General features: G+C 64.6%; 24 protein-coding genes. 13 read left to right on the top strand and 11 right to left on the bottom strand.

The genetic code is table 11. From position 1 onward, the window contains the following. The first annotated feature begins 3 nt into the window (after positions 1-3). The 4 genes from M1E10_RS13570 to M1E10_RS13555 all read left to right on the top strand — a co-directional run bounded on the left by M1E10_RS13570 (position 4) and on the right by M1E10_RS13555 (position 4,312). Positions 4-2,253 carry a xanthine dehydrogenase family protein molybdopterin-binding subunit gene (locus M1E10_RS13570; RefSeq protein ID WP_499176959.1) on the top strand — a complete coding sequence of 750 codons (2,250 nt, stop codon included), beginning with the start codon at positions 4-6 and terminating at the stop codon, positions 2,251-2,253. Beyond that, positions 2,253-3,368, top strand: coding sequence for a catalase family protein (locus M1E10_RS13565; RefSeq protein ID WP_499176958.1), 1,116 nt, complete (start codon positions 2,253-2,255; stop codon positions 3,366-3,368). The genes M1E10_RS13570 and M1E10_RS13565 overlap by 1 nt, the downstream gene beginning before the upstream one ends. Next, positions 3,335-3,832: an L-alanine exporter AlaE gene (gene alaE, locus M1E10_RS13560; RefSeq protein ID WP_499176957.1), complete on the top strand. Its 498-nt coding sequence runs from the start codon at positions 3,335-3,337 to the stop codon at positions 3,830-3,832. Before M1E10_RS13565 ends, alaE begins: the two co-directional genes overlap by 34 nt. Before the next feature lie 174 nt (positions 3,833-4,006). After that, on the top strand, positions 4,007-4,312 hold the full coding sequence (locus M1E10_RS13555; RefSeq protein ID WP_499176956.1) for a hypothetical protein: 306 nt from the start codon (positions 4,007-4,009) through the stop codon (positions 4,310-4,312). 111 nt (positions 4,313-4,423) lie between these two features. On the opposite strand, the gene M1E10_RS13550 is transcribed toward M1E10_RS13555, so the two are convergent. Next, a complete protein-coding gene (locus M1E10_RS13550; RefSeq protein ID WP_499176955.1) occupies positions 4,424-4,768 on the bottom strand; it encodes a hypothetical protein in 345 nt (114 codons plus the stop codon). Between the two features lie 412 nt (positions 4,769-5,180). Between M1E10_RS13550 and M1E10_RS13545 the strand changes: the two genes are divergently transcribed. Then, a complete protein-coding gene (locus M1E10_RS13545) occupies positions 5,181-5,531 on the top strand; it encodes an HNH endonuclease (RefSeq protein WP_499176954.1) in 351 nt (116 codons plus the stop codon). Between the two features lie 60 nt (positions 5,532-5,591). Here the strand turns inward: M1E10_RS13545 and M1E10_RS13540 are convergent, their stop codons facing one another. Further along, entirely contained in the window at positions 5,592-5,984 is a 393-nt protein-coding gene (locus M1E10_RS13540) for a winged helix-turn-helix transcriptional regulator (protein ID WP_499176953.1), read from the bottom strand. 81 nt (positions 5,985-6,065) lie between these two features. Here M1E10_RS13540 and M1E10_RS13535 point away from each other — a divergent pair, with 81 nt between their 5' ends. Continuing rightward, a complete protein-coding gene (locus M1E10_RS13535) occupies positions 6,066-6,797 on the top strand; it encodes an SDR family NAD(P)-dependent oxidoreductase (protein WP_499177174.1) in 732 nt (243 codons plus the stop codon). 110 nt (positions 6,798-6,907) lie between these two features. Here the strand turns inward: M1E10_RS13535 and M1E10_RS13530 are convergent, their stop codons facing one another. Next, complete coding sequence (locus M1E10_RS13530; RefSeq protein WP_499176952.1) at positions 6,908-7,666, bottom strand: alpha/beta fold hydrolase; 759 nt, start codon at positions 7,664-7,666, stop codon at positions 6,908-6,910. A gap of 328 nt (positions 7,667-7,994) precedes the next feature. Here M1E10_RS13530 and M1E10_RS13525 point away from each other — a divergent pair, with 328 nt between their 5' ends. Continuing rightward, positions 7,995-8,228 (top strand): hypothetical protein, encoded by a 234-nt coding sequence (locus M1E10_RS13525; protein WP_499176951.1) that lies wholly within the window; start codon positions 7,995-7,997, stop codon positions 8,226-8,228. A gap of 23 nt (positions 8,229-8,251) precedes the next feature. On the opposite strand, the gene M1E10_RS13520 is transcribed toward M1E10_RS13525, so the two are convergent. Further along, complete coding sequence (locus M1E10_RS13520; RefSeq protein WP_499176950.1) at positions 8,252-10,036, bottom strand: SLC13 family permease; 1,785 nt, start codon at positions 10,034-10,036, stop codon at positions 8,252-8,254. Positions 10,037-10,556: 520 nt separating this feature from the next. Here M1E10_RS13520 and M1E10_RS13515 point away from each other — a divergent pair. After that, entirely contained in the window at positions 10,557-11,627 is a 1,071-nt protein-coding gene (locus M1E10_RS13515) for a DUF4118 domain-containing protein (RefSeq protein WP_499176949.1), read from the top strand. A gap of 86 nt (positions 11,628-11,713) precedes the next feature. Here M1E10_RS13515 and M1E10_RS13510 read toward each other — a convergent pair whose 3' ends face one another. Then, positions 11,714-12,325 carry a TetR/AcrR family transcriptional regulator gene (locus M1E10_RS13510; RefSeq protein WP_499176948.1) on the bottom strand — a complete coding sequence of 204 codons (612 nt, stop codon included), beginning with the start codon at positions 12,323-12,325 and terminating at the stop codon, positions 11,714-11,716. A 153-nt stretch (positions 12,326-12,478) separates the two neighbouring features. Here M1E10_RS13510 and M1E10_RS13505 point away from each other — a divergent pair, with 153 nt between their 5' ends. From M1E10_RS13505 to M1E10_RS13490, 4 genes are all read left to right on the top strand, one after another. Continuing rightward, positions 12,479-13,240 (top strand): SDR family NAD(P)-dependent oxidoreductase, encoded by a 762-nt coding sequence (locus M1E10_RS13505; RefSeq protein ID WP_499176947.1) that lies wholly within the window; start codon positions 12,479-12,481, stop codon positions 13,238-13,240. 426 nt (positions 13,241-13,666) lie between these two features. Continuing rightward, positions 13,667-14,785, top strand: coding sequence for a metallophosphoesterase (locus M1E10_RS13500; protein WP_499176946.1), 1,119 nt, complete (start codon positions 13,667-13,669; stop codon positions 14,783-14,785). Between the two features lie 136 nt (positions 14,786-14,921). Continuing rightward, positions 14,922-16,694, top strand: coding sequence for a sensor domain-containing phosphodiesterase (locus tag M1E10_RS13495; protein WP_499176945.1), 1,773 nt, complete (start codon positions 14,922-14,924; stop codon positions 16,692-16,694). Between the two features lie 124 nt (positions 16,695-16,818). Beyond that, entirely contained in the window at positions 16,819-17,721 is a 903-nt protein-coding gene (locus tag M1E10_RS13490; RefSeq protein WP_499176944.1) for a dihydrodipicolinate synthase family protein, read from the top strand. Between the two features lie 9 nt (positions 17,722-17,730). Here the strand turns inward: M1E10_RS13490 and M1E10_RS13485 are convergent, their stop codons facing one another. Together M1E10_RS13485 and M1E10_RS13480 are read right to left on the bottom strand one after the other, a co-directional pair. After that, positions 17,731-19,242, bottom strand: a complete 1,512-nt coding sequence (locus tag M1E10_RS13485) for a protein adenylyltransferase SelO (protein WP_499177173.1) — start codon at positions 19,240-19,242, stop codon at positions 17,731-17,733. Positions 19,243-19,289: 47 nt separating this feature from the next. Then, a complete protein-coding gene (locus tag M1E10_RS13480; RefSeq protein WP_499176943.1) occupies positions 19,290-20,678 on the bottom strand; it encodes an MFS transporter in 1,389 nt (462 codons plus the stop codon). Between the two features lie 335 nt (positions 20,679-21,013). Here M1E10_RS13480 and M1E10_RS13475 point away from each other — a divergent pair, with 335 nt between their 5' ends. Next, positions 21,014-21,649 carry an outer membrane protein gene (locus tag M1E10_RS13475; protein ID WP_499176942.1) on the top strand — a complete coding sequence of 212 codons (636 nt, stop codon included), beginning with the start codon at positions 21,014-21,016 and terminating at the stop codon, positions 21,647-21,649. A gap of 125 nt (positions 21,650-21,774) precedes the next feature. Here the strand turns inward: M1E10_RS13475 and M1E10_RS13470 are convergent, their stop codons facing one another. The 4 genes from M1E10_RS13470 to M1E10_RS13455 form a co-directional block, all read right to left on the bottom strand. Further along, positions 21,775-22,059: an acylphosphatase gene (locus M1E10_RS13470; protein ID WP_499176941.1), complete on the bottom strand. Its 285-nt coding sequence runs from the start codon at positions 22,057-22,059 to the stop codon at positions 21,775-21,777. 97 nt (positions 22,060-22,156) lie between these two features. Next, entirely contained in the window at positions 22,157-22,363 is a 207-nt protein-coding gene (locus M1E10_RS13465; RefSeq protein WP_499176940.1) for a heavy-metal-associated domain-containing protein, read from the bottom strand. A 55-nt stretch (positions 22,364-22,418) separates the two neighbouring features. Then, entirely contained in the window at positions 22,419-22,832 is a 414-nt protein-coding gene (cueR, locus tag M1E10_RS13460) for a Cu(I)-responsive transcriptional regulator (RefSeq protein WP_499176939.1), read from the bottom strand. After that, positions 22,829-25,534 (bottom strand): heavy metal translocating P-type ATPase, encoded by a 2,706-nt coding sequence (locus tag M1E10_RS13455; RefSeq protein ID WP_499176938.1) that lies wholly within the window; start codon positions 25,532-25,534, stop codon positions 22,829-22,831. Before M1E10_RS13455 ends, cueR begins: the two co-directional genes overlap by 4 nt. Between the last annotated feature and the right edge of the window lie 19 nt (positions 25,535-25,553).

Below are 25,553 nucleotides of genomic sequence, written 5' to 3'. Positions count from 1 at the left end.
CCCATGCAGAACGAAAAGAACATCATCGGATTTCCGCTGCCACGCATCGACGGCCCGCTGAAGGTTACCGGCACCGCCCATTACGCGGCAGAATACCACGAGCCCGGCATGCTCTTCGGCCACGCCTTCTATGCCACGATCGCCAGCGGCCGCATCGCCTCGATCGACACCTCCGAAGCCGAGCGTTTCCCCGGAGTCGTCAAGGTCTACACCCACCACAACCGCCCGCCGACCGCATCCTCCGACGACGACTGGAAGGACGAGGTGGCGCTTCCGGGCCACCCGTTCCGGCCGCTGGAAAACGACCGCATCCTCTTCGACGGCCAGCCGATCGCGCTCGTCATCGCCGAAAGCTTCGAGGCCGCGCGCGATGCCGCCGACCTGATCCGCGTCGAATACCAGGCCGATGAGCCCCATACGGACATCGAGGTGGAGCAGGCAAAGAGCTACGTACCGCCGGTGCCGCGCAAGGAGGATTTTCTGCCGTCCGATCCGCGCGGTGACGCAGAAGGCGCCTATGCCTCGGCGCCCTACAAGGTCTCGGCGGAATATGTCCAGGCCGGCGAGCATCACAATCCGATGGAACTCTTCGGCACCACCGCGATCCGCGCCGAGGACGGCAGCCTCACCGTCTACGACAAGACGCAAGGCTCGCAGAACAGCCAGGGCTATGTCTGCGGCATCTTCGGGCTGAAGCCGGAGACCGTGCGCGTCGTCAACGCCTATGTCGGCGGCGCCTTCGGGTCCGGCCTGCGCCCCAAGCACCAGCTGTTCTTCGCGGTGATGGCAAGCCTCGACCTGAAGCGTTCCGTCAAGGTGGAGATGAGCCGGCGCGAGATGTTCTATCTCACCTGGCGCCCGCCGACGGTGCAGCGGATGCTGGTCGCCGCCGACGCCAATGGCAAGCTGATGTCGATCCGCCACCATGCGGTGCAGACGACCTCGCTCTACGAGGACTACCAGGAGAATGTCGTCAACTGGTCGGGCCTCGCCTACAAATGCGACAACGTCACCCTCTCCTACGAGCTGGCCAAGATGACCGTCTCGACCCCGGGCGACATGCGCGCACCGGGTGCTGCAACCGGCTTCCTGGCGCTGGAATCGGCCATCGACGAGCTCTCCTACGAGGTCGGCATGGACCCCCTGGAGTTCCGCATCGCCAACTTCGTCGACTACGACCAGAACGACGACCTGCAGCTCACCTCCAAGGCGCTCGATCTCTGCTACCGCGAGGGCGCCGAACGCTTCGGCTGGTCGAAGCGCTCCCCCGAGCCCGCCTCCATGCGTGACGGCCATGATCTCATCGGCTGGGGCGTGGCGACCGGCATCTGGGAAGCGACCCTGTCGCCTGCGGAAGCCAAGGTGCGCCTCTTCCCGGACGGCTCGATCACCGTCTCGGCGGCCGCCTCCGACATCGGCACCGGCACCTACACGATCCTCGCGCAGATCGCCGCCCAGGGGCTCGGCCAGACGGCCGACCGCGTCAGCGTTCTGATCGGCGATTCCTCGCTGGCGAAGACGGCAGTCGAGGGTGGCTCGTGGACGGCCGCCTCCAGTGGTTCGGCCGTCCAGGCCGGCTGCTTCGAGGTCCGCAAGACGCTGCTGTCGCTGGCCCAGAAGCTCGACAATTCGCCGCTTGTCGGTGCTGCCGTCGAGGATCTGGCGATCCGCGACAACCGCCTCGTGCTCGACCGCAACGACCAGTTGGGTCTCTCGATCGGCGACATCCTCGGCAGCCACGGCATGTCCTCGGTCGAAGGTCACGGCAAGGTGGCGCCCGACGAGGAGCAGGCGAAGAAATTCGTCAGCTACACCCATTCGGCAATCTTCGTGGAGGTGAAGATCGACGAGGATCTGGGCGTCACGCGGGTGACGCGGGTGGTGATCGCGGTCGCCGCCGGAACCATCATCAACCCGAAGACGGCGCGCAGCCAGGTGCTCGGCGGCGTCGTCATGGGGCTCGGCATGGCGCTCCACGAGGAAAGCATGATCGACCACCGCAGCGGCCGCATCATGAACCACAACCTTGCCGAATATCACGTGCCGGCGCATGCCGACGTGCAGGACATCGATGTGATCTTCGTGGAAGAAGAGGACGACAAGGCGAGCCCGATCGGCGTGAAGGGTCTCGGCGAGATCGGCATCGTCGCCGTCGGCGCCGCCGTCGCCAACGCCATCTACCATGCCACCGGCACCCGCCACCGGCATTTCCCGATCACCATCGACAAGATCATGGAAGGATTGCCGGACTGATGAGCACGCAACTCTCCACCACCCCTGTCCGCTACCGTCCGGACGTCGAAACGGTCGAGCCCGACGAGCCGGAGACCGCCGCCAAGCTGGCGGAGACCATGGTCTCGATCTGCGAGAAGACCTTTGAGGATAGCGGCCATGCGATCCGCGCCGTGCACGCCAAGAGCCACGGCCTGCTGGCCGCCCGCTTCGAGGTGCTGGACGGCCTGCCGCCCGCACTGGCGCAGGGGCTGTTTGCAAAGCCCGCAGACTACGAGGCGGTGATCCGCCTCTCCACGACGCCGGGCGATCTGCTGCACGACAGCGTCTCGACGCCGCGCGGCATGGCGCTCAAGGTCATGAACGTCGAGGGCCCGCGCCTGCCCGGCTCGATGGCCTCGCGCAGCCAGGATTTCGTCATGGTCAACGGAAAGGAGTTCAACTCCCCCTCCGGCAAGGCCTTCCTGAAGAACCTGAAGCTGCTTGCCGCCACCACCGACCGCATGGAGGGCGTCAAGGAGGTGGTCTCCAAGGTGTTCAAGACGGTCGAGGGCGCACTGGAAAAGGTGGGCAAGGAGAGTGCCGTGCTGAAGACCATGGGCGGCAATCCGGAGACCCATATCCTCGGCGACAGTTTTTTTGCCCAGCTGCCGCTGCGCTACGGCGAGCACATCGCCAAGGTCGCTGTCGTCCCCGCCTCCGACGATCTCAAGGCGCTGACCGGGACCACGGTCGACACCTCCGAGGACGCCGACATCCTGCGCCACGCGACGGATGAGTTCTTCAGGACACAGACCGCCGTCTGGGATCTGCAGGTGCAGCTCTGCACCGATCTCGAGGCCATGCCTGTCGAAGGCATCGACGCCTGGGACGAGGAGAAGAGCCCCTTCATCACCGTCGCGCGCATCACTGCCGGCCCGCAGGAAGGCTGGAGCGAGGCGCTGTCGCGACAGGTCGACGACGGCATGCATTTCAGCCCCTGGAACGGCCTTGCCGACCACCAGCCGCTCGGCTCGATCATGCGGCTCAGGCAACTTGCCTACGAACGCTCCGCCGCCTTCCGCTCCGAACGGAATGCGACGCCGGTGACGGAGCCGCTGAAATGTCCGTTCGGGCATGGGGGCGAAAGGCGCTAGTGGCCGTCATCGTGAAGGACGCTGCCCTGCGCCGGAAAGCCTTTTTTGCCGACACGCTGGCGCTGATCCTGTTCTTCACGACGACCGGCATCATCAACGAACGCTTCATCGCCGGCATGACGTGGGAGCAGGTCTTCCAGGCTCGCCTGCTGGGCGCGGTGCTGATGGTGCCGGTTGCCAGACCTTACGGACTATGGCGGGACTGGCTGATGGGCCGCGCCGGTGACGGCCGGGTCTCCCGCCTGGCATGGGACACGATCGCCCTCGTCAGCTTCCAGGTCCCAATCTACGCCGCGATCATCGCCTTCAGCGGCGCCTCGGGCGAAGGCCTGGTGCGCGGCGTGCTGGGCGCCACCGTCATGATGCTGGCGCTCGGACGCCCCTACGGCGCGTTCCTGAACTTCATCCGGAGGCTCTGGGGCCTACCGCCGGGTGGGGAGAAGCCTATGTCGCTGGGGGATTGAAGGGGAAACCGGCAGTAGAGACTGCCAGGGTCCAAGTGCACCGCTGCTCGGTCGCGTGGGTCTTTCCAAGCAGTCGAAGGCGGGTGAACCGGGAACTGACGCTCCACCAAACGGCCAGTTGACCGCTCGAACACGCGGGGCGACACTTCGCCGAACATGAACAAGGAGACTACCATGGAAGAACCAGGCCGCTGGCGACCGATGCGAACCGCGCCGAGGGACGGCAGCCGCATCCTCGTGACCATCCGCGCATCCGAACAGGGACCGGGCGCCGTCGATCTCGTCTCCTGGTCGAATGCCGATCGCTATGGTGCGGAAGCCTGGCGCTCGTCGGATTCCGCGCCGGGCCGGATCATCGCCTATGCGGAGCCGGAACTGAAGTGCTGGATGCCCCTGCCTGGGGCCAACCTCGACCCGCTGACCCTGCCCTCCGCCTGGGAGGGCAAGGACGACGCGGAACTCGACGGGTCGGGGATCTAGGCGCTCCGGAAGCAGGCCGCCAGGACGGTATCTGCACCAGCCAGACAGACAAACGGCAGGTCACCGAAGGTCACCTGCCGTTCAGATCGTCACGCGCTGGCGTAAGCCTGATCAGAACTCGATTTCAAGTCCGTCTTCGCAGAAATTGAACTTGGCGGGCTCCGACTCGCTGCCGTCCGCATAGGACGCCTTGACCCACTGGTTGCAGCTTTCGCTATTCGTGCTCTGGTCCCAGACGAGATTGGTCGTCTTGCCCGGCTTGATGCCGCTTCCGATGTCGAAATAACCCCACTCACTCTTGTCCTCCGACACCAGGATCTCGGTAACCACCGATCGGGTGGTGTTGGTTGCCGTGAACGAGAACTCTGCGGCATGGGCGGCAGAGGCCAGCAGTCCGCTGCTTGCGATACTGAAAGCGATGGTAGCAAAACCCAGGCGAAGGCTATGGAAATTCATTGTCTATCCTCAGACGAGTGTGATTTGGATGCCGATCCTTCTTGCATTGTCTCTGAAGCAAGTCGATCAAAAGCTTCTCTCTTAACCCTGAAAGCAAAGATCGTCGTTAAGACCGCTGACAATACTGGTTTTACGTCCGGCAGGGCGGTACGCATCAGTATTTTCCGCGAGAACACTTTTTGTCCGCTCAGGGCTGTTTGAAGTCATCGAAGTCTCCACCGCCTCACCCAGGAGCCGTCTCCTCCTCGTGCTCATGAGGTTGCAGCAAGCGACCGGCCTGGCCCGCAAGATGAGCGACTCAGGACAACCGTATTGATCCCCGCCGATGGAACCGATATCTGCAGCGCAAGCCTTGCACGCGGAGGCGCATGATCGCCAGCGAGCACCCCCTTCACCGGATCGACCGAAAACCATGGCCCGCAAGAACAGAGACGAGATCGCTTCCTGGAACGTGGAGCCGGAGTTGCCGATCTGCCCGCTCTGCGAACGGGTGATCCCGGAGGACCAGAACGAAAAGCACCATCTCGTTCCCAAGAGCAAGGGCGGCAAGATCACCGTCGGCCTGCACCGCGTCTGCCACCGCCAGATCCATGCGATCTTCACCGATGCGCAACTGGCAAAGGCCTTCTCCACGATCGAAGCCATGCTTCAGGACCCGGCCGTGCAGAAATTCGTCGCATGGATCAAGAGCAAGCCTCCCGGCTTCTCCGACGCTGCCAAGGAATCGCGGCAGGCGTCGGGTGCGGGCAGAGGACGGAAGTAGTCTGCCGCCGATGGCCCATGTGCCGCAGCGTTTGCGCCAGACAAAGACATAGTGGCTCCGTCAGCGACGATTTCCCGCGTTGTCATAGTGTAGTGTGGCTGCCTCAACCTTGTCGCCGTTGGCCTCTGCCCACAAGCACAATGCTTCAAACGGCTCCCGCAGCGAATGGCCTAGCGGCGTGATTGCATATTCGACCCCAATGGGTTGCGTCGGCAGGACGGTTCTCGTCACGAGGCCGTTCCGCTCAAGCCTCTTCAATGCATCGGCCAGGGCCTTGTGCGTGATCCCATCGAGACGCCGCTTCAGTTCGTTGAACCGCGCAGGCTGCGGACAGATTACTGTGAGGATCAGGATCGTCCATTTGTCAGCGATCTTGTCGAGCACCGGACGAACCTGCGCCATGTCGCAAAGCGCGCGATGAGAACGTTCTTCAAGGTCAGTATACTGGTCCATATCTAGGCTATTCCAGGTGCGTAATTGATATCAGGTATCCAAGTTATATCATGGCGAGACCATTCAGTGAAAGGATTTACAATGGCTCGAATGAATAACAAGGCGGCCTTGGTCGTCGGTGGCGCAAAGGGTATCGGGCTGGCCATCGCAGAGCGGCTTTCTGCCGAAGGCGCAAGTGTCTTCATCACCAGTCGCAGACGTGAAGATGCTGAAAAGGCTGCCAGAGGCATCGGCAACGGCGCGGTCGGCATTGCCGCCGATGCAAGCTCTCCGGAAGACATGCTGGAGGCTGTCGAAACGGTGCGCAAGGCATATGGTCGCGTCGACGCGCTCGTATTAAATGCGGGTCTCTCCGAACCTTCGCAGCTCGCCGAAATAACGCCGGAGCACTTCGACCGCCATTTTGACGTCAACGTCCGAGGGATGGTGTTCGGCTTCCAGGCAGCTCTTCCCGCAATGACGGGCGGCGGCTCGGTCGTCCTCGTCGGGTCGATCGGCGGGAACGCGGGCTACCCTGCCTATGGAACCTACAGCGCAACCAAAGCGGCCGTTCGATCCTACGCCAGAACCTGGACGGCCGAACTCGCACCCAAAGGTATTCGGGTTAACGTCGTTGCACCCGGCCCCACGGACACGGACATGATGGCTGCTGTCGCGGAAGACACGCGTGCGGCAATTATCGCGCCGATTCCAATGGGTCGGATGGCACGGCCTTCAGAAGTGGCTGCGGCCGCCTTGTTCCTGTTGAGCGATGACGCAAGCTATATCGCCGGTGCTGAATTGTGCGTCGACGGCGGCTTGCGCCAAGTCTAAGGGGCTGTCGAGATGCTGTACCCGATCCCAAGCAGGTCGGGTACAGCAAGATGCGCGCGATGACAGGCCGACCTTTAACTGAAGCCTTCACCGCCGCCGTTCGCCTGTCGTCACTTTACCGAGCTGACTGCTTCAAGAATGACGTCCGCCGTCTCCTGCGGGTGAGACATGTAGACCATGTGACTTGACTTCACTTCCGTCACCTTTGTGTTTGTGCGCTGATACATCCACCGCAGAAAGTCCGGTGACAGCACCTTGTCATCGGTCGTCACGATGCCGAACGACGGCTTGTCATGCCATGCAGCATGCTGGAACCGAACCTGAAATGTATCCACCCGCATCGGCTTGGCCGATGCAGCCATGAAATCGGTAACATCCAGCGGAAGATCCGCGCCGATCATGTCGTGGTAGCTCGCCGGATCTGGAACGAACCGCTTGTCGTCGAGCATCTTCATGTCCATGCCCATGGGAAAGCTGCTGCTGATCTCAGCCAGGCTTTCGCCCCTATCGGGTTGCAGGGCGGCGACGTATACCAGTGCCTTGACGTTGGGTGCTACACCAGCCTCGGTGATCACGGCGCCACCGTAGCTGTGGCCAACCAGAACGGTCGGGCCGCTTTGGACGTCGACAGCCAGTCTCGTCGCAGCAATATCATCTTCGAGGCTGGTATGCGGTAACTCCACAACAGTAACTGCCAACCCTTTCGCCCGCAGAATATGAAAGACATCCTTCCATCCCGAGCCGTCCGTGGTCCCACCATGCACCAGCACAACATTGGTCGCGCCGGCATCGGCAGGCCCCATGGCACTGGCAGGGCCGGAAACTGCCAGTGCCAACAGGGCGCCGGCCAGAAGTCTAATCATCGTCATCCTATTCCCTTTCAACTATCTCTGATGCGCATCGGATGCCGCTCGTTCGCGGCAGCTTCATCACATTGCTCATGATGATGAGACAGTAGATACACGCTGGATATCTGATATCAATTACGCACCTGAAATAGCCTAGATATGGACGAGTATACCGACCTGGAAGCAATCTCCCATCGCCCGCCTGGCGAACGGCGCCGTTCGGGCCAAGGCGGCGGTACACTGGCCCATTCCGTCGCTTCGTGAGCGCCGCATTTTTTGCTCATCGCAGTAGGGTCTCGCCGTAAAACTGTGCTATGCGCGCCAGCCAAACAACAACAGGAGTATCCCCGTGAGCGAACCGACCGTGGCCGAAGCCACAAACCGCATCTATGACTCGCTCCAGACGGACAATGCCGATATCGACGCGCATATCGTCACGCTGAAGGCCGCCATGGCGCGCGAGGGCGTCAAGGCGGCCGTGTTCGATCCGGCGCGTCTTGCGCAGAACAACCGCTCCGGCCGCAAGCTGATGCAGGCCTATTTTCGCCAGCGCGGCGTGACGGTGACCTTTTCGGGGACCTGACCGCCTTGGCGTCCGCCGTGCCCTCAGAGGCCGTAGTACAAATAGATGGCATAGCATGACGCCAGGCCGACGATGATGTTCATCGGCAGGCCGATCTTGACGAAATCGCTGAAGCGATAGTTGCCGGCGCCATAGACCAGCGTGTTGGTCTGATAGCCGATCGGCGTGGCGAAGCTGGCGCTGGCGCCGAACATGACGGCGACGACCAGCGCGCGGGGCTCGATGCCCAGTTGCTGGCCAATCCCGATGACGATCGGGGTGAAGATCACTGCGACCGCATTGTTGGTGACGCACTCGGTCAGCGTCGACGAGATGCCGTAGACGATGAGAAGCGCGACGAAGGGCGATACCGATCCCATCAGCGGCAGGATCGTATCGACGACGAGCGTCACCGCGCCGGTCTCCTGCAGCCCCTGGCCGACGATGAGCATCGCGAAGATCAGGATCAGGATCGCACCGTCGATCGATCCCCAGGCCTCATCCGCATCGATGCAGCGCAGGACGAGGATGGCCGGGACCGCGATCATCGCCAGGATGCCGATGTCCATGACGTTGAAGGCGGCCAGCACTACGACGAGACCCAGCGCCAGAAGCGCCAGCGGCGCCTTGGTGGGGCGAAACGCACGTGCCGTCGAGCGGGTGATGGAGACCAGGTCGCTCTGGTGCGACAGTTCGTCGAGTGCTTCGGCCGTGCCCTCGAGCAAAAGCTTGTCGGCCGGGCGCAGGCGCACGTTTCCGAGGTCCGGGCCGGCCACATGCCGATGTCGATGGGCGCCGAGAATGCGCACGCCGAAGCGACGGCCAAGCGAAAGGCTGGAGAGGAGCGTGCCCTGGCCAAGCCGGCCCGGGGCGACCACGGCTTCCACGACGATCCGTTCGCCGTTGCCCGTAATTCCCCGGCGCTGTCCGACGCGCAAGCCCTCGCGATCGTTCAGCGTCAGCAATTCCGGTGACTTGGAGAGGACGATCAGCGCATCGCCCTTCTTCAGGACGATCTCCTGCACGTCCTTGCGCACGACCTTTCCGTCCGAACGGACGCCGACGATGCGAAGGCCGGGCTGCTTGAAATCGGCGATCTCGCCGATCGGCTTTCCGGTGTAGTCGCCATCCACCAGCACCGTCAGCTCCGACAGATATTCGGCGTCGCCCTCGCTCACCAGATCGCCGCCCTCGTCGCGCCGGTCCGGCAGCAGGAAGCGGCCCAGCACCAGCATGGTGACAATCCCCGCCGCTGCGGTGACCAGCCCCACCGGCGTGATCTCGAAAAGGGAGAAAGGCTCCATTCCTTGCGCCCGCGCGACACCATCGACGAGAAGATTGGTGGAGGTTCCGATCAGCGTCAGTGTGCCACCAAGAATGGCGGCGTAGGAGACCGGGATCAGAAGCCGCGTCGCGGCGATGTCGAGGGCGGCGGCAAGCCGGATCACGATCGGGATCAGCACCAGGACGACGGGCGTGTTGTTCATGAAGGCGGAGGCGGCGAGCGCCGTCAGCAGAAAGACGCCCAGCGCCAGCTTCGGATATCTCTTCGAGCGGTCGAGCACGATGCCGGCGACGCTTTCAAGGACGCCGGTGCGCACCAGAGCGCCGGTGAGCACGAACATCGCCCCGATCGTCAGAGGCGCGGAATTGGAGAAAACCGCCATCGCCTGGTCGGTCGGGACAAACCCGAGCACGATGAACAGGGCGGCCCCGGCGGATGCCGTGACGTCGGCCGGGTATTTCTCCCAGACGAACAGGGCAAACAGCAGGATCACCAGTCCGAGCGCGACCTGAGCCTCGTAGCCCGCAAGCATCCCCATCATCATGTCGTCATACCCCCAAATTTGCACAGCCCAAACGCCGAGCCGCCGCCTTGGGTCCACCGGCCGAAAAAGATTATTGGTTCCTTAGCCGTCATGGGTGGTCAGTGTCGACGGATGTGGCGCTCTGCCTATAGCCGGAAGGGCTCGGTTGTGACCAGCATCGGTCGCCGCCGATGAGAATGGCGTCTGATGGTAAAAAGCCGTCTTGTCGCGAGCCCACCGGCCCACCAGCGGAGAGCTCTCCATGACCCCTTCTGGCCATGATCATAGACTTTCATGACGTGAAACGACAAGCCTTCTGCGAGCGCGGTCCCGGTGGCCGCATTTCCCTCGGTTCTTTTGGCTAAAGCGTTGATATCTCATATCCACCGTCCGAAAAAAATATCTGCCCGAAACGCAATTTCACTGCTATAGTCCGAGGTGTTCCAGTGAACGGCAGAGCCTTTTCCGCGACCTTCGTCCAGCAGCATTCAAGGCCCCAGCATGCGCTACCGGATCGATTGCCCCCGTTGATGAGGTCTCGATGAAGAACAAGTTGCCCAGGCGGGACGACGAAACACGCCTTGAACCGTTCCTGCTGGCGCTGCCTGCCTTCAGGAACGCAGTGTATGGAACGGCAAGTTCCAGCCTATTGCTTGGCCAGGCCGCATCGCTGGCCGCGACCGCTGTGGCCTTGCTCCTCAGATTCCTTCTGGATCCCCTTCTCCCCCCCGGCTTCCCCTTCCTGACCTTCTTCCCGGCCGTCCTGATCACCGGCTTCATATGGGGGACCTATCCCGCCATCACGTCCGCCGTGCTTTCGGGATTGGCAGCCTGGTATTGGTTCGTCGCGCCGTTTGGCAGCTTTGCGCTGGATGCCCATGCCGCGACCGCGCTCGTCTTCTACGTCTTCATCGTCGCCACCAATATCGGGCTTCTGAGCCTTGCTCTCCATGCTCTGGGAGCACAGGTCCGGTCACGGCAGGCGCTGGCCAAGGCTCTGCAGCTACAAGAAGTGATTTCCGAGGAAGTCGACCACCGGCTCAAAAACATCATGGCGACGCTCGGCGGGCTGATTTCCCTGCTGCAGAAGCATGTCTCCACCCCTGCCCAGCTCGGTGAGCGATTGCGCCACAAGATCACCGCCTTGAGCCGCTCCATCGACCTCCTGCGCGGCGCGGCCCACGGTGAAGAGATCACCATGACGGCAGCGATCCACGCGGTCCTGGACCCGCTCGGGGTAACAGACCAGAAAAGGCTGACCCTCGACGGTCCGGACCTGGTGATCAGCGCGAACGGTGTCATTCCACTCAATCTCATCCTGCACGAGCTCGGCACAAACTCGCTCAAGCACGGGGCCTTCAGCGACCAGTCGGGCGTTGTTTCCATAGAGTGGAGCGTGGTGCCGTCGGAAGACGAAGGCGCCATGCTTCATCTGATCTGGACGGAAAGCGCAGGGCCGGCGACGGCGCCCCCGAAGCACTCCGGTTTCGGGACGGAACTGCTGAACCGCATGAGCCTTTCGATGGGCGGCCAATGCACGCTTTCGTTCGAGCCCCAGGGTCTGACCGCAAGGATAACACTGGACTGCGCGAACATGCTCGAAGGCCATTGAGCCTTATCAGGCCTTGCCCGGCGCTCCCGGTCGGACGACCGATCACAAGGGCCATTCGGCCATGGCGGCAGGTGTCTCCCGGAATTTCACGATGCGATCGCGGCCCCGGTTCCCTTGCCCGCAGGCCAGGCGAGCAAAGCCTGCTCGGCCACGCCTTCCAGTGTCTCGCGGCTGAAGCCGGCCTTGGCCTGAACCGCCATGCCGTGCAGCACGGCCATGAGAAAGGCCGCAAGCGCATCGGCCTTGGCCGTCTCCGGCAGATCGCCCTCCGCCTTGGCCCGTTCGAAGCGCTGGCGAAGCTCGGTTTCCGCAGTGGCGCGGGCATCGATCAGGAATTGCCGGATCTCTTCCGAATCGTCTGAGCCCGCCAGTACCCCCTGGATCATCAGGCATCCCGGGTGGGTGGGAAACCGGGTGGTGAGGTCGATGGCACCCTGCATCACGTGTTCTGCCACCTGCCGCGCCGTCGGCAGCGCCAGCGCCTCCGGCAGGTATTGCAGGTACTTCTCGTAATAGCGGTCGAGCACCTTGCGGAACAGGGCTTCCTTATTGCCGAAGGCGGAATACAGCGCCGGCCGCTCGACACCGGCAACCGCGGTCAGATCCGCATAGGACGTGCCCTCGTAACCCTTGCGCCAAAAGACGCACAGGACCGAGTCCAGCACATTCTCCATATCGAATTCGCGATGACGTCCCATCAGCAGCGTCCGGAAATTTTCATAACGACCATTATTAAAAGCCTTGACCGCTCCTGTCAATTTTCATAACGATCGTTATTGTAACAACCGTTACGATAACGCCGACCCGGGATTGGTCCGGCGCGGCGTCAACAGGACAAAGGAAAACAGCTCATGTCCAACTTCTTGAAGGGCAAGGTCGCTCTCGTGACAGGCGGCTCGCGCGGCCTCGGTGCGGCGACGGCCGAAGCGCTCGCCGGCCACGGCGCAGACGTGGCGATCAGCTACGCCGCCTCGGCCGAGAAGGCGCAGGCCGTCGTGGAAAAGCTGAAGGCGAAGGGCGTGCGGGCCATCGCCGTCAAAAGCGACCAGTCCGACCTGTCATCGGCTCGGCCGCTCATCGATGCGGTCATGGCCGAATTCGGCAGGCTCGACATCCTCGTCAACAATGCCGGCATCGCGATCCAGGGCCAGATGGTGGACGATCCGACCCTCGACGGCGAGAACTATAACCGGCAGTGGCAGGTCAACGTCATGGGCACGATCGCCAATACCCGCGCGGCAGCACCCCGGCTGACCGACGGCGGACGGATCATCTTCGTCGGCTCCGGCCTCGGCTCCTTCGTTCCCTTCCCGGGCGTCGCCGATTATGCCGGCACGAAATGGGCGCTTGCCGGATATGCCAAGGGTATCGCGCGAGACCTTGGACCGCGCGACATCACCGTCAACGTCGTCCAGCCGGGCATCATGCCGACCGACATGGCAGCAGAAGTCGCCGGTGAGCTTCCCAACCGCGACGCCATCCTCGACATGCATCCGATCCGCCGCATCGCCACCCTGGAGGAAGTGGCCGAGACCATCTGCTTCCTCGCCGGCCCACATGCCGGCTACATCAACGGCCAGCAGATCACCCTTGCGGGCGGGCTGGGCATCTAGCCGTCGAAGAAGAAGCGTCCACGCCGGCGCCCGGGCTTCCAACGAAGCTCGGGTGTCTGCGCTTTAATGCGTTCGGGGCACAGGTCGGACGGGGGAGATGAGCAGGACGGCCAGCGTGATCTCGCGGCAGCAACGTGACGTCAATCGGTCGCCCGACCCCGTTCTCAAGCTAACGGCAGTCGCGTCCTGCGCGCCTTTTGGCAGACGGCGGGGATCCTGTCCAACCGAAATCGGCGCCCGCCCGCCGGTGCATTGCCATCGGCGGGGGACAGACCTATCTGCGCCCGTGCTGTCGGCAGCGGGGCGCAAGGCGGCGGGAAGACCGGATAGAAGGTCACGCCGGAGCTTTCAATGCCCTTTCCCGCCCACCGCCAATCCGCTTGGCTGCCGCCTGCGTAACCTGTCTGACAATCACAAGGCTCACTGATGTTCCATCTCATTTTCGGCGTTCCGTGGCTCATCGTGGCTGGCCGGTTCATCCTTCCCCTGCCCTGGTCATGGACGCTGAAGATCGCGATTGCGGTCCTCCTGCTGCTGGTCTCCCAATACCATCTGTTCAGCCGCCTCTCCTCCGGCTCGGTGTTTTCGCCCGAGTTTCCACGGCCGCTGATCCTCGCCTTCAACCTGCTCCTCGGCGCCATGCTGATGCTGGCCGTCTTCCAGCTTTTGCTCGACGCCGTGTCGCTGGTGCTGCTGGTGTTCAAATGGTCCTTCCCGGTGGTGCCCGCCGGCGTCCGCTATGCGATCGGCGGGCTGGCGCTGGCGCTCTCGGCCGTCGGTGTCAGCCAGGCGATCCGCGTTCCTCCGACGAAGGACATAGAGGTCACCATTCCCGGACTGCCGGCCGCCTTCGACGGCTACCAGCTCGTGCAACTGACCGACCTCCACATCAGTCGCCTGTTTCCGGCGCGCTGGACGCAGGCGGTCGTGGAGCGCACCAATGCGCTCGATGCCGACCTGATTGTCGTCACCGGCGACCTGATCGACGGCAATATCGAGAGCCGCAGCGCCGACGTGGCGCCGCTCGCGGGCCTTCGCGCCCGCGACGGCGTCTACGCCATTCCCGGAAATCACGAGTATTTCTTCGGCTACGAAGACTGGATGCGCTATTTCCAGGGCCTCAACATGCAGACGCTGGCGAACGGCCACGCGGTGATTGCGCGCGAGGATGCGAACCTTGTCATTGCCGGCGTTACGGATCATTCCGCCGGACGCACCGGCATGCCTGCGCCCGACGTGCGTGCGGCGCTTGCCGGGGCTCCGGCAGGCGCGCCGGTGATCCTCCTCGACCACCAGCCGCGCAATGCGGTGGACGCCTCCACGACCGGCGTCGCGCTGCAGCTTTCGGGGCACACCCATGGCGGGATGGTGCTCGGGCTCGACCGGCTGGTGGCAAATGCCAACAACGGCTTCGTTTCCGGCTTCTACCAGGTCGGGCCGATGCAGCTTTACGTCAACAACGGCACCGCGCTGTGGCCAGGCTTTGCGCTGCGGCTCGGAAGACCCTCGGAGCTCACCCGGATCACCCTGCGCGCCAGCCCCTGAGGCTCTTGCGCCGGCGGACATCAGGGGGATGCGGAGACCACAACTTTATCGCGTTGAGTATAATTTACCAATTCCTTTAACAGCGGATACACGCTCTTGGAGTAACAAGAGGCGCTCCATTTCCAAGGTCTATTCGATGCCTGCCACTCAAGAAGACAAACGCCTCCACGCACTGACGAGCCTCAACCTCCTGGATACGCCCGCGAGTGAAAGCTTCGATCGCATCACGCGAATGGCCAGCCAGATCTTCCAGCTTCCGATCGCCGCCGTCTCGCTGACCGACAGCGACCGGCAGTGGTTCAAGTCCAAGGTGGGTCTCGAGCACGACACGATCCCGCGCAAGCAGGCGCCCTGCGCACAGGTGGCAACCTCCAGCGAGCTTCTGGTGATCGAGGATTTCGAGAAGGATCCCCGCTATTGCGACAGCCTGCTCGGCGTCAGCGGTATTCGCTTCTATGCCGGCGCGCCACTCATCACCCGGGACGGCTATTCGCTGGGCGCGCTCTGCGTGCTGGGCACCGAGCCACGCCGGATCACCGAAGCGGAAAGCAACGCGCTCCGCGACCTCGCATCCATGGTCATGGCGCAGATCGAGCTGCAGCATGCCTTCGGGCGCATAGATCCGGTGAGCGGCCTGCCAAACCGCCTGCAGTTTACGGACGACCTGACGGACCTTGCGCGGACGGCTCCCAGTGAGCCGCGGCTCGCCGTGGCGGTCGATCTGGCGCAGCCGGACGAGATGGAGCGGCTGGCCGCCGTGATGGGGCCGACGGCCTGCGATCAGGTGATCCAGGACGCGGCACGCGCGCTCACGACCTTCCTCGGACACAGCATCCCCGTCTACCACGTCTCGGCAACGCAGTTCGTCTATCTCGCGCCGCGCGGCGCCGGCGCCGTCGACTACCGGACGGAGCTGGCGAGGCTGCTGGACACGGAACTGGTGGGATCGGAGATCCGCTATGCGGTGACGCCGGTCTGCGCCATGACCACCCTCACCCTCTCCTCGTCGGCACATACGGACTGCCTGCGGGCGCTGTCGAGTGCCGTCCAGGACACGCGCGCGGGCGAGCAATCCATCGGCGTGTTTTCCTATAGCCACGACCGGGACTACCGCCGCAAGTTCCGGCTGCTGAACGATTTCTCCGCCGCCCTCGAGGACCCCGAGCAGCTGCGGATCGTGTTGCAGCCGCGTGTCGACCTTGCCTCGGGAGACATCCTGTCGGCGGAGGTCCTGCTGCGCTGGCAGCACCCGGAGCTCGGAGCGATCTCGCCGGGCGAATTCGTGCCCGTGATCGAAAACAGCGCACTGGCCTGGCCGATGACCCAATGGGTCCTGGACCGCGCCGTGCGGCAGCTGCGCGACTGGCAGGACCGCGGACTGACCCTGAAGCTGTCGGTCAACTTCGCCGCCAGCAATCTCAAGGAAGATGTCGTCGAGGAGGTGCTGCACTGCCTTTCGGCGGCTGCCGTCCCGTGTTCGTCCTTCGAGATCGAGCTGACGGAAAGCTCGCTGATGCACAACAGCGCGCAGATCCTCTGCAAGCTCGACCGCCTCGTCGATGCAGGCATCGGTCTTGCGATCGACGACTTCGGGACCGGCTACAGCAGCCTGTCGTACCTTCAGCGCCTGCCCGTCAGCGTCGTCAAGATCGACCAGTCCTTTATCAAGGCGCTGGGCGACGGCGCGCGGGAGCAGAAACTGGTCCATTCGATGATCAAGCTGTCCCACGAGATGGGCTACCGTGTCGTCGCCGAAGGCATCGAAATGCCCGAGGCCGCCGAACTGCTGCGCGTCATGGGCTGCGACGAAGGCCAGGGCTACCTCTATGCGCGGCCGCTGGAGATTGCCGACTTTGACCGGTTCATCGGCGGGAGTGCTTCAGGCACGGCAGAGCTTGCCGTTGCCTGAGCGGGTATTCCGGCTGCAGGGCGGCGATGGGGTTGCGGGAATGCTCTCGGCCGCTTGAGGTTGCGCGGGACGACGGAAGAGGCATAGTGGCCCGGCCTCGAGTTCTCAGTCCGGACGCATGCCCATGACGCCACTTCCCCTTTTCACCGGCCTTTCCGCCTTTCCGCTGACGCCCGCCGACGCGGCCGGCCGCGTGGACACCGATGCGCTCCAGACGCTGCTTTCGCGCATTGTCGACAGCAAGGCGCGCTCCATCGGCCTGCTCGGCAGCACCGGCACCTATATGTACCTGAGCCGCGCTGAGCGCCTGCGCGCCGTCGAGGCCGCGGTCGAAGGCGTTGCCGGTCGCCTGCCGATCATCGTCGGCATCGGGGCGCTGCGAACCGATGAGGCCGCAGCACTGGCCCGGGACGCAGCGGGCGCAGGCGCCGATGCGCTGCTTCTGGCGCCCGTCTCCTATACGCCGCTGACGCAGGACGAGGTGTTCGAGCATTTCGCCCTGGTCGCTGCCGCAACCGATCTGCCGCTCTGCATCTACAACAATCCCTCCACCACCCATTTCGTCTTCGGCGAGGACCTCATCCGGCGGCTCGCTGGCCTGCCGATGGTCATGGCCGTCAAGATGCCGCTGCCGAAGGAGATGGGATTTGCCGCCGAGATCACCCGCATGCGCAGCCGGACGCCGGATGACTTCGCGATCGGCTACAGCGGCGACTGGGGCGCGGCGGCGGCATTGCTGGCGGGCGCCGACGCCTGGTACAGCGTCGTCGGCGGGCTGTTTCCGAAACAGGCCGCAGCGCTCGTCGAGGCGGCCAACTCCGGCGATCAGGCGGAGGCTGCGCGCATCGACCAGATGTTTGCGCCGCTCTGGGCGCTGTTCCAGGCCCACGGCAGCCTGCGCGTCATGTATGCGGTGCTGAACCTGCTGAACCTTTCGCAGGCCGCGCCGCCGCGTCCAGTCCTGCCTCTGGACTGGACCGTCCTGCCGGAGGTGGAGGCGGCGATCGCCGGACTGGCGGACGCCTGATCCGGAAGGCTACGTGCCGCAGAAGGTCTGCAGCACGCGCTCCTCGGGCTTTGGCGGCACCGTGTAATCGGCAAACTCCGGAAGATCTTCGTAAGGCGTTTCCAGCGCCGCCAGCAGCCGTTCGAAGAAGCTGAGATCGCCGTAGTTGGCGGCGGCCAGCGCTTCCTCGACCTTATGGTTGCGCGGGATGACCGCCGGATTGACGCCCCGCATGGCGGCGGCGCGCTCGGTTGCAGTTGTCCCTTCTCCCTGCAGCCGCTCGCGCCAGCGCGCCAACCATTCCACAGCCTTGGCGGGACCCTTGAAACCCGACAGGAAGACGGTCTCGGCCTCACCCCCTGCCGCCTCTGCCGCCACGGCGCCGAGACGCCGGAAGGTCAGGGTGAAATCGGCCTCGCCCTCGTGCATGGCGGCGAGCAGCCCCTGCACCAGATCGCCATCGTCGTCCGTCTCGTCCTGCAGCCCGATCTTGGCGCGGAAGACGTCGAGCCACTGCGACTGGAAGCGCTGGCCGTATTCGGCCAGAACTTCGTTGGCAATCACCACCGCCTTCTCCTCATCCGCGTCGATCAGCGGCAGCAGGCATTCGGCAAGCCGTGCGATGTTCCACTGGCCGATGCCCGGCTGGTTGCGATAGGCATAGCGGCCGCCCTGGTCGATCGAGGAGAAGACCTTCATCGGGTCGTAGTCGTCGAGGAAGGCGCAGGGGCCGAAGTCGATCGTCTCGCCCGAGAGGGTCATGTTGTCGGTGTTCATCACGCCATGGATGAAGCCGATCCCCATCCAGGCGGCGATCAGATCCGCCTGAGCGATGGCGACGGCGCGCAGCAGCGAGGGATAGGGGTTGCCGTCGCCCTGCAGATGCGGGTAGTGGCGCTCGATCACGTAGTCGGAAAGCGTGCGCAGGCCGTCGGTATCCTGGCGGGCGGCGAAATACTGGAAGGTGCCGATGCGCACATGACTGGCCGCGACGCGCACGAAGACGGCGCCCGGCTGCATGGTCTCGCGCTGCACCGGCTCACCGGTCGCGACGGCGGCCAGCGCGCGGGTGGCGCGGACGCCGAGCGCGTTCATGGCTTCCGAGAGGATGTACTCGCGCAGCACCGGGCCAAGCGCTGCACGACCGTCGCCGCGGCGGGAAAAGGGCGTCGGCCCTGCCCCCTTCAGCTGCACGTCGCGGCGCGTGCCGGCGGTATCGACCACCTCGCCGAGCAGGATCGCCCGGCCATCGCCAAGCCGCGGCACGAAATTCCCGAACTGGTGGCCGGCATAGGCCATGGCAAGCGGCATGGCGCCGGCGGGCACCACGTTGCCGGCGAGCACCGCCGCCAGGCGGGCGGGATCGGAGAGATCCGCCACCATGCCGAGCTCGTCCGCCAGCGTCGCGTTGAACTTCAGGAGCACCGGCCCTTCGACCGGCTCCGGATAGACGGCGGCATGGAAGCGCTCCGGCAGGCGGGCATAGGAATTGTCGAACTGGAACACGGATACACTCCTTCGCCTTGGGTTCCCGCTGCATATGGGAACTCTCCCCTTTCCAACAAGCCAGGGGGGAGATGGTTGCGGCCTCACGCCCTCGGCAGGCGAATGCGCAGGCCCAGCAGGAAGGCCAGCACCGAAAGTGCTGCGGCTGTTCCATAGAGCCAGGCCGCCACCTCCGCAATGTCGCCGGTAGCGAGGCGCGGCACCAGGCCGGCTGCCGTGGTGATCATGCCGGCGAGGCTGGCGCCGATGGCATAGCCGGCGGTGGAGACGGTCGGCAGCAGCGAGCCGGTGCGGTCGCGATCCTCCGCCGGGGCAGCCGCCATGACCGCCTCGTTGACGCCTGCCCAGGCGACGCCGAAGCCGGTGCCGATCGCCAGCTGTCCCGCCACCAGCAGCCAGCTCCACTGCAGGCCGAGTGCGGTGGCCAGCAGGGCAAAGCCTGCCAGCTGAAAGAGCGGCCCGCTGCGCATCAGCAGGTGGCGGGCCGGCCGTGTGACGGCACGGCTGGCGACGATCGCCACGACGCTCCAGCTCAGCGCCATCAGGACGATGATGTAGCCGACGACGGCCGGGCGGAAGCCGAAGACGGCGTGGATCATCAGCGCCAGATAGACGCTGCCGACGGAATGGGAGGCCGACATCAGCAGCAAGACCCAGAAGCCACGTCCGAGGACCGAGCCGAGGCGGAAGGCGCCGGCCGGAAAGAGCCGCTGCCCGAGGCGGCCGTCGAGGTGGATGGCCGCCAGGAAGGCCACGGCGCCGGCAGCCACGGCCGCCGCCTGCACCGCCCCCGCGTGACTGAGGGAGGACAGCGACAGCATCAGCGCGCCGAGGAGGCTGAGGGCGATCGTCGCCAGCGAGAGAGGCACCGCCGCGGCCACCGTCACCTTGGGCCGCGCCAGGAGGGTGAGGATCGGCAGCGCGACCACGAGCGGCGTCACGGCGAGGAAAGACATCCGCCAGGAGGCCGTTTCCGCCAGCAGTCCGCCCGCCAGCGGCCCGACCAGCGAGGCTCCGGCCCAGACCACCGCTTCGATGGCAAAGACACGGGCGATGGCGCGCGGCGGGAAATTCGCCGGAATGAGGCTGTAGCACATGGCGACGATCAGCCCGTCGGCCACACCCTGCAGCGTCCGGCCGGCCAGCAGCCAGCCGAAGGCCGTCGCGGAAATGGCCAGCAGCCCTCCGCACGCAAAGAGGAGCGCGGCCAGGATCATCCCTGCCCGTGGACCCAAGCGATCGCGGTAGGCCGCCGCACCGGTGCCGCCGGCGATGGAGCCGATGAAATAGAGACTGTAGGCCCAGCTAAAGGTCGCGGTGCCCCCCAGCTCCGCCGCCGCCAGCGGCAGGGCCGCGACGATGGCGAACTGATTGAAGGCATGCAGCGCAATCCCCGCCGAAATCAGCCCCAGCACCGCGCCGCTCCTGCCGGACAGAAGCTCTGCCCAGGTCGTGCCTGTCTCCGTCGCCACATTCGTCACTGACAGTCCGCCCCTGAAGAAGATGTACCAGGGGAACGGCAACCGATGCCCCGGTCAAGTGCCACAGGCGCCGCAGCCGCCACCTCCGCGCAGGAGCCGCTGTGCTGGTGATGCAAATTTGCAACGGCCCATTTTCTTTGACGCTTGTCGCCGGAACCAGAGGAACTGAGGCGCTCGGCTGCCGTTTTGTTGCCATGATCAACTTCGAGAAATCAGGGCAACAGACTGTGATTTTTCATTTACAATAAGCTGTGGTATTTCAGCTACAGCTTTATCAGTGAAAAAGACTACATCCTGAGCATCGACATTCAAGTAAGGAAACCATCATGAAGAAAATCCTGTTCCTGGCCACCGGCGTTGCCATGTTTGCTTCGTCCGCTGCTCTCGCTGCCGACGCTGTCGAGTACATCCCGGAAGCTCCTGCTGCCGTCGAAATGCCGGCTGCATTCAGCTGGAGCGGCCCTTACCTCGGTGTTCAGGGCGGTTACGGCTGGGGCAACGGCGAATCTGCTGGCCTCGAAGAAAACTTTGATGGCGGCCGCTTCGGTGGTTTCGTCGGCTACAACTGGCAGATGTCCAACGGCTTCGTTGCCGGTATCGAAGGCGACGTGAACTACGACTGGAACGAAGAAACCGTTTCGCTCGGCGGCACCGCTGCTGAAGTCGACACCGGCTTCTCCGGTTCCGTACGCGGTCGCGTCGGCTACGCCATGGATCGCACGCTGATCTACGCAGCAGGTGGTTGGACCGCAACCGAAGTCAACGCCGATACTGCTGTCGGCAGCTTCGACGACACGCTGCACGGCTATACGCTTGGTGCCGGCGTGGAGCATGCCTTCACCGACAACATGTTCGGTCGCCTGGAATACCGTTACAACGATTACGGCAGCGGCAACCTGGGCGGTGCAGACATCGACTTCGACCAGCACGTCGTGCAGGTCGGCCTCGGCGTGAAGTTCTGATCCTAGCGGATCAAGCGAAAATGGGCCCTGCGGGGCCCATTTTTGTATCTGCAGTATCGGGTCATGTGGCTGAAGGATGGCTGGGGCCTTGGAGGCGCGTGCCTTGACGCCTGCGGGACCGGTGCCTAGCGCTCCACGCGAAAACCCATGGCATGATCCACGTATTCTTCGTCCCGCGTTTCGACGCCGGAGACGGATGCGCTTGCGGGGCCTTCCCAGAGACGGTCGATCAGGGTGGAGACGGCGGGCTCGGGGCCGGTGATCACGGCGATGACGGCGCCGTCCGGGTCGTTGCGGACGAAGCCGGCGAGATCCAGGATCCGCGCCTGTTTTACCGCCCAGGCCCGAAAACCGACGCCCTGAACCTTGCCGGCAATGCGCACCCTGACTGTCTTGCGTTCCTCCGTCATCCTGCTTCTCCTTCGATCATGGAGATACAAAAGATGGAGGCCGGACGCCCGCCGGCAAGGATCGGCCGTGTCCTCGATCCAATTCCGTGCCGCCACCTTACACGACGGGGGCGACCATTTCCGGCGTATAACCGGCCTCGCGGATGGCGGCCTCTGCCTTTTGGGCATCTCCGTCGACGGTCACCCACTTACTGGCAAGATCGATAGTCACGGTCGCGTCCGGCAGAGCTTCGCCGAGTGCCGAGCGCACCGATTTCTCGCAGTGGCCGCAGGTCATGTCCGGGACGGTGAAGGTGGTGGTCATCGTTGATCTCCTGATGAGTGTGATGCTTTAGGCTCTGATGCGAATGGTCGGGTGATCAGCCGTGCCCCGCGGGTTGCGGCGCCTCGCCGGCGAGATCGTCGAGGATCGGGCAGTTGGGGCGGTTGTCGCCACTGCAGCAGTGGGAAAGGTGTTTCAGCGTCTTCACCATGCTCTGCATCTCGGCGATGCGGCGCTCCAGATCGGCGACATGCACCTGCGCCACCTCCTTGACGGCGGCGCTTGTCCGATCCTTGTCCTGCCAGAGCTTCAAAAGCCGCTCGGTCTCCTCCAGCGAGAAGCCGAGGTTGCGGGCGCGCTTGATGAAGCGCAGCACATGCACCTCCTCGTCGCCGTAGACGCGGTAGTTGTTGCCGGTGCGGCCCATGGGGCGGATCAGCCCGATCTCCTCGTAGTAGCGGATCATCTTGGCGGAGACGCCGGAGGCCTCCGATGCCTGGCCGATGTTCATCGCGTGCTCCTTTCGTTCATGCGGACAGTTCTCAGCCGCAGCGCGTTGGCGACAACGAAGATGCTGGAAAAGGCCATGGCACCGGCACCGATCATCGGCGACAGCTGGATGCCGAAGGCCGGGTAGAGGACGCCGGCGGCGACCGGGATCAGCGCCGCGTTGTAGCCGAAGGCCCAGAACAGGTTTTCCTTGATGTTGCGGATCGTGGCGCGGCTGACCGCAATCGCGTCGGCCACGCCCGCCAGCGATCCGCCGGAGAGCACCACGTCGGCGCTCTCGATGGCCACATCCGTGCCGGTGCCCACCGCAATCCCGACATCGGCGGCGGCGAGCGCCGGCGCGTCGTTGATGCCGTCGCCGACGAAGGCGATCTTGCGGGGCGCGCGCTGGTGGGGAAGCAAGTCCCCCTCTGCCTGCCGGCTTCTCCCCCACAAGGGGGGAGAGGACCTGGGGCCGGGCTCCCCGCTCGATCCCTCGGCACCTGCATTCTCGGCAGCGGTCATGAGCGGCACGGAGGGCGCGGCAACGTAAGCCCCTCCCCCTTGTGGGGAGGGGTTGGGGAGGGGTTTTTCCGCACGCCCCGCGCGCAGTGCCGCGATCGCCTCGACCTTGCCCTCGGGCAGCACTTCGGCCAGCACATGGTCGATGCCGACGCGGCGGGCGATGGCCTCGGCCGTGCGGCGGCGGTCGCCGCTGACCATGGCAACCTTGATGCCGAGGTCGTGGAGGGCGCGGATGGCGTCGATGCTGTCGGGCTTCAATTCGTCGGCGACGGCGATGACCGCCGCCAGCCGGCCGTCGATGGCGGCATAGACGGGCGATTTGGCGTCCTCGCCCATGCGGTCTGTCTCGGCGGCGAATGCCTGGACGTCGAGGCCGAGCCTTTCCATCAAGCGGTCGGAGCCCACCGCGATCGCCCGGCCGTCCACATCCGCCTCGATGCCGTAGCCGGCGGTGGCACGAAAGTTGGCGGCGGGGCGAAGGGCGATCCCCTTGGCCTCGGCGGCGCGGACGATGGCATCGGCGGTCGGATGCTCGGAGAGTGTCTCGACGGAGGCGATCAGCGCCAGCACGTCGTCCTCGGCAAAGCCTTCCGCCGCCACCAGATCGGTGAGTTCCGGCTTGCCCTTCGTGATCGTGCCGGTCTTGTCGAAGACGACCATGTCGACGTCGCGCAGTTCCTGCAGCGCATCGCCCTTGCGAAAGAGCACGCCGAGTTCGGCGGCGCGGCCGGAGCCGACCATGATCGACATCGGGACGGCGAGCCCCATGGCGCAGGGGCAGGCGATGATCAGCACCGCCACGGCGGCGACCACCGCATGGCTGAGCGAGGGCCCGAGCACGAGCCAGACGAGGAAGGTTGCAGCCGCAAGGGCAATGACGGCCGGCACGAACCAGGCGGTCACCCTGTCGACCATGGTCTGGATCGGCAGCTTGGCGCCCTGCGCCTGCTCGACCATGCGGATGATCTGCGCCAGCATGGTATCGCGGCCGACCTTTTCGGCACGGAAGCGGAAGGAGCCGGTCTTGTTGATGGTGCCGCCGACGACGCTGGCGCCCTCGCTCTTCTCGACCGGCACCGGCTCGCCGGAGATCATCGATTCGTCGACATGCGATGACCCGTCGATCACGGTGCCGTCGACCGCGATGCGCTCTCCCGGGCGGATGACGAGGATATCGCCGACGACGACGTCTTCGCTCGGGATGTCGAGAGTTTGCCCATTGCGTTCGACGCGGGCGGTCTTCGCCTGCAGGCCGGCTAGCCTGGAGATCGCCTGGCCGGCGCGGCCGCTGGCGCGCGCCTCCAGAAGCCGGCCGAAGAGGATCAGCGTGACGATGACGGTCGCCGCCTCGTAATAGACGAAGCGGGCGTTTTCCGGCAGCAGGCCGGGCGTGAAGGTGGCGACGACGGAATAGCCGTAGGCCGCCAGCACGCCGACGGCGACCAGCGAGTTCATTTCGGGCGCCCCATGGAAGAGCGCAGGGAGGCCGCTCTTCAGGAAGCGCAGGCCGGGCCAGAAGATGACGACCGTCGCCAGGACGAAGTAGGCGGAATAGAGCGTCTGCGTCTCGACCGCGCCCATCAGCCAGTGATGCATGGGCGCGTAGGCGTGGGCGCCCATCTCCAGGACGAAGAGCGGCAGGGTCAGCACGAAGGCGATAACGAGGTCGCGCTTCAGGCGGGCGTCGTGGTGCATGTGGGCGTGGTCGTGGGAGGCGTGGGCGTGAGCGGCGTGGTTCACCCCCTCACCCGCCTCCGCTGCGCTCGGCGCTCCTCTCCCCGAGGGGAGAGGGGGAGCGGCGAGGTCTGCGCCTCCCTTCTCCCCAGCGGGGAGAAAGTGGTCCGAAGGGCCGGATGAGGGGGGCTCCCCAGCGGAGAGAAGGTGGTCCGAAGGACCGGATGAGGGGGACCCCGCCGCCGGGTGGGGATGATATCCCGCATCCCGCATCGCCCGCTGCATGGCGCCGGGGGGAACCTCGTAGCCGATCTTCTCGATGGCCGCCGTCAGCGCATCGGGCGAAAAGTCCTCGCCCGGCTCGAAGCTCAGCTTCTTGGTGGCGAAGTTGACGGAGCTTGCCGCCACGCCCGGAACCTTGGCGGCGGCCGTCTCGACGCGGCGCACGCAGGAGGCGCAGGTCATGCCCTCGACGGGAACGGTAATGGGCTCAATCTTCGGGGTTCTGGTGACGGTCTGGTCCATGGCGGAATCCTCTGTTCCG

This window comes from Rhizobium sp. PK7-22 (genome assembly GCF_056530405.1).
The sequence above is the reverse complement of the archived record's forward strand: the minus strand, read 5'-3'. Positions and strand labels throughout refer to the sequence as shown.

Coding starts and splice junctions, on each gene's coding strand:
- M1E10_RS13570 (WP_499176959.1), top strand. CDS start 4: ATGCAGAACGAAAAGAACATCATCGGATTTCCGCTGCCACGCATCGAC.
- M1E10_RS13565 (WP_499176958.1), top strand. CDS start 2,253: ATGAGCACGCAACTCTCCACCACCCCTGTCCGCTACCGTCCGGACGTC.
- alaE (WP_499176957.1), top strand. CDS start 3,335: ATGTCCGTTCGGGCATGGGGGCGAAAGGCGCTAGTGGCCGTCATCGTG.
- M1E10_RS13555 (WP_499176956.1), top strand. CDS start 4,007: ATGGAAGAACCAGGCCGCTGGCGACCGATGCGAACCGCGCCGAGGGAC.
- M1E10_RS13550 (WP_499176955.1), bottom strand. CDS start 4,768: ATGAATTTCCATAGCCTTCGCCTGGGTTTTGCTACCATCGCTTTCAGT.
- M1E10_RS13545 (WP_499176954.1), top strand. CDS start 5,181: ATGGCCCGCAAGAACAGAGACGAGATCGCTTCCTGGAACGTGGAGCCG.
- M1E10_RS13540 (WP_499176953.1), bottom strand. CDS start 5,984: ATGGACCAGTATACTGACCTTGAAGAACGTTCTCATCGCGCGCTTTGC.
- M1E10_RS13535 (WP_499177174.1), top strand. CDS start 6,066: ATGGCTCGAATGAATAACAAGGCGGCCTTGGTCGTCGGTGGCGCAAAG.
- M1E10_RS13530 (WP_499176952.1), bottom strand. CDS start 7,666: ATGACGATGATTAGACTTCTGGCCGGCGCCCTGTTGGCACTGGCAGTT.
- M1E10_RS13520 (WP_499176950.1), bottom strand. CDS start 10,036: ATGATGATGGGGATGCTTGCGGGCTACGAGGCTCAGGTCGCGCTCGGA.
- M1E10_RS13515 (WP_499176949.1), top strand. CDS start 10,557: ATGAAGAACAAGTTGCCCAGGCGGGACGACGAAACACGCCTTGAACCG.
- M1E10_RS13510 (WP_499176948.1), bottom strand. CDS start 12,325: ATGGGACGTCATCGCGAATTCGATATGGAGAATGTGCTGGACTCGGTC.
- M1E10_RS13505 (WP_499176947.1), top strand. CDS start 12,479: ATGTCCAACTTCTTGAAGGGCAAGGTCGCTCTCGTGACAGGCGGCTCG.
- M1E10_RS13500 (WP_499176946.1), top strand. CDS start 13,667: ATGTTCCATCTCATTTTCGGCGTTCCGTGGCTCATCGTGGCTGGCCGG.
- M1E10_RS13495 (WP_499176945.1), top strand. CDS start 14,922: ATGCCTGCCACTCAAGAAGACAAACGCCTCCACGCACTGACGAGCCTC.
- M1E10_RS13490 (WP_499176944.1), top strand. CDS start 16,819: ATGACGCCACTTCCCCTTTTCACCGGCCTTTCCGCCTTTCCGCTGACG.
- M1E10_RS13475 (WP_499176942.1), top strand. CDS start 21,014: ATGAAGAAAATCCTGTTCCTGGCCACCGGCGTTGCCATGTTTGCTTCG.
- M1E10_RS13470 (WP_499176941.1), bottom strand. CDS start 22,059: ATGACGGAGGAACGCAAGACAGTCAGGGTGCGCATTGCCGGCAAGGTT.
- M1E10_RS13465 (WP_499176940.1), bottom strand. CDS start 22,363: ATGACCACCACCTTCACCGTCCCGGACATGACCTGCGGCCACTGCGAG.
- cueR (WP_499176939.1), bottom strand. CDS start 22,832: ATGAACATCGGCCAGGCATCGGAGGCCTCCGGCGTCTCCGCCAAGATG.
- M1E10_RS13455 (WP_499176938.1), bottom strand. CDS start 25,534: ATGGACCAGACCGTCACCAGAACCCCGAAGATTGAGCCCATTACCGTT.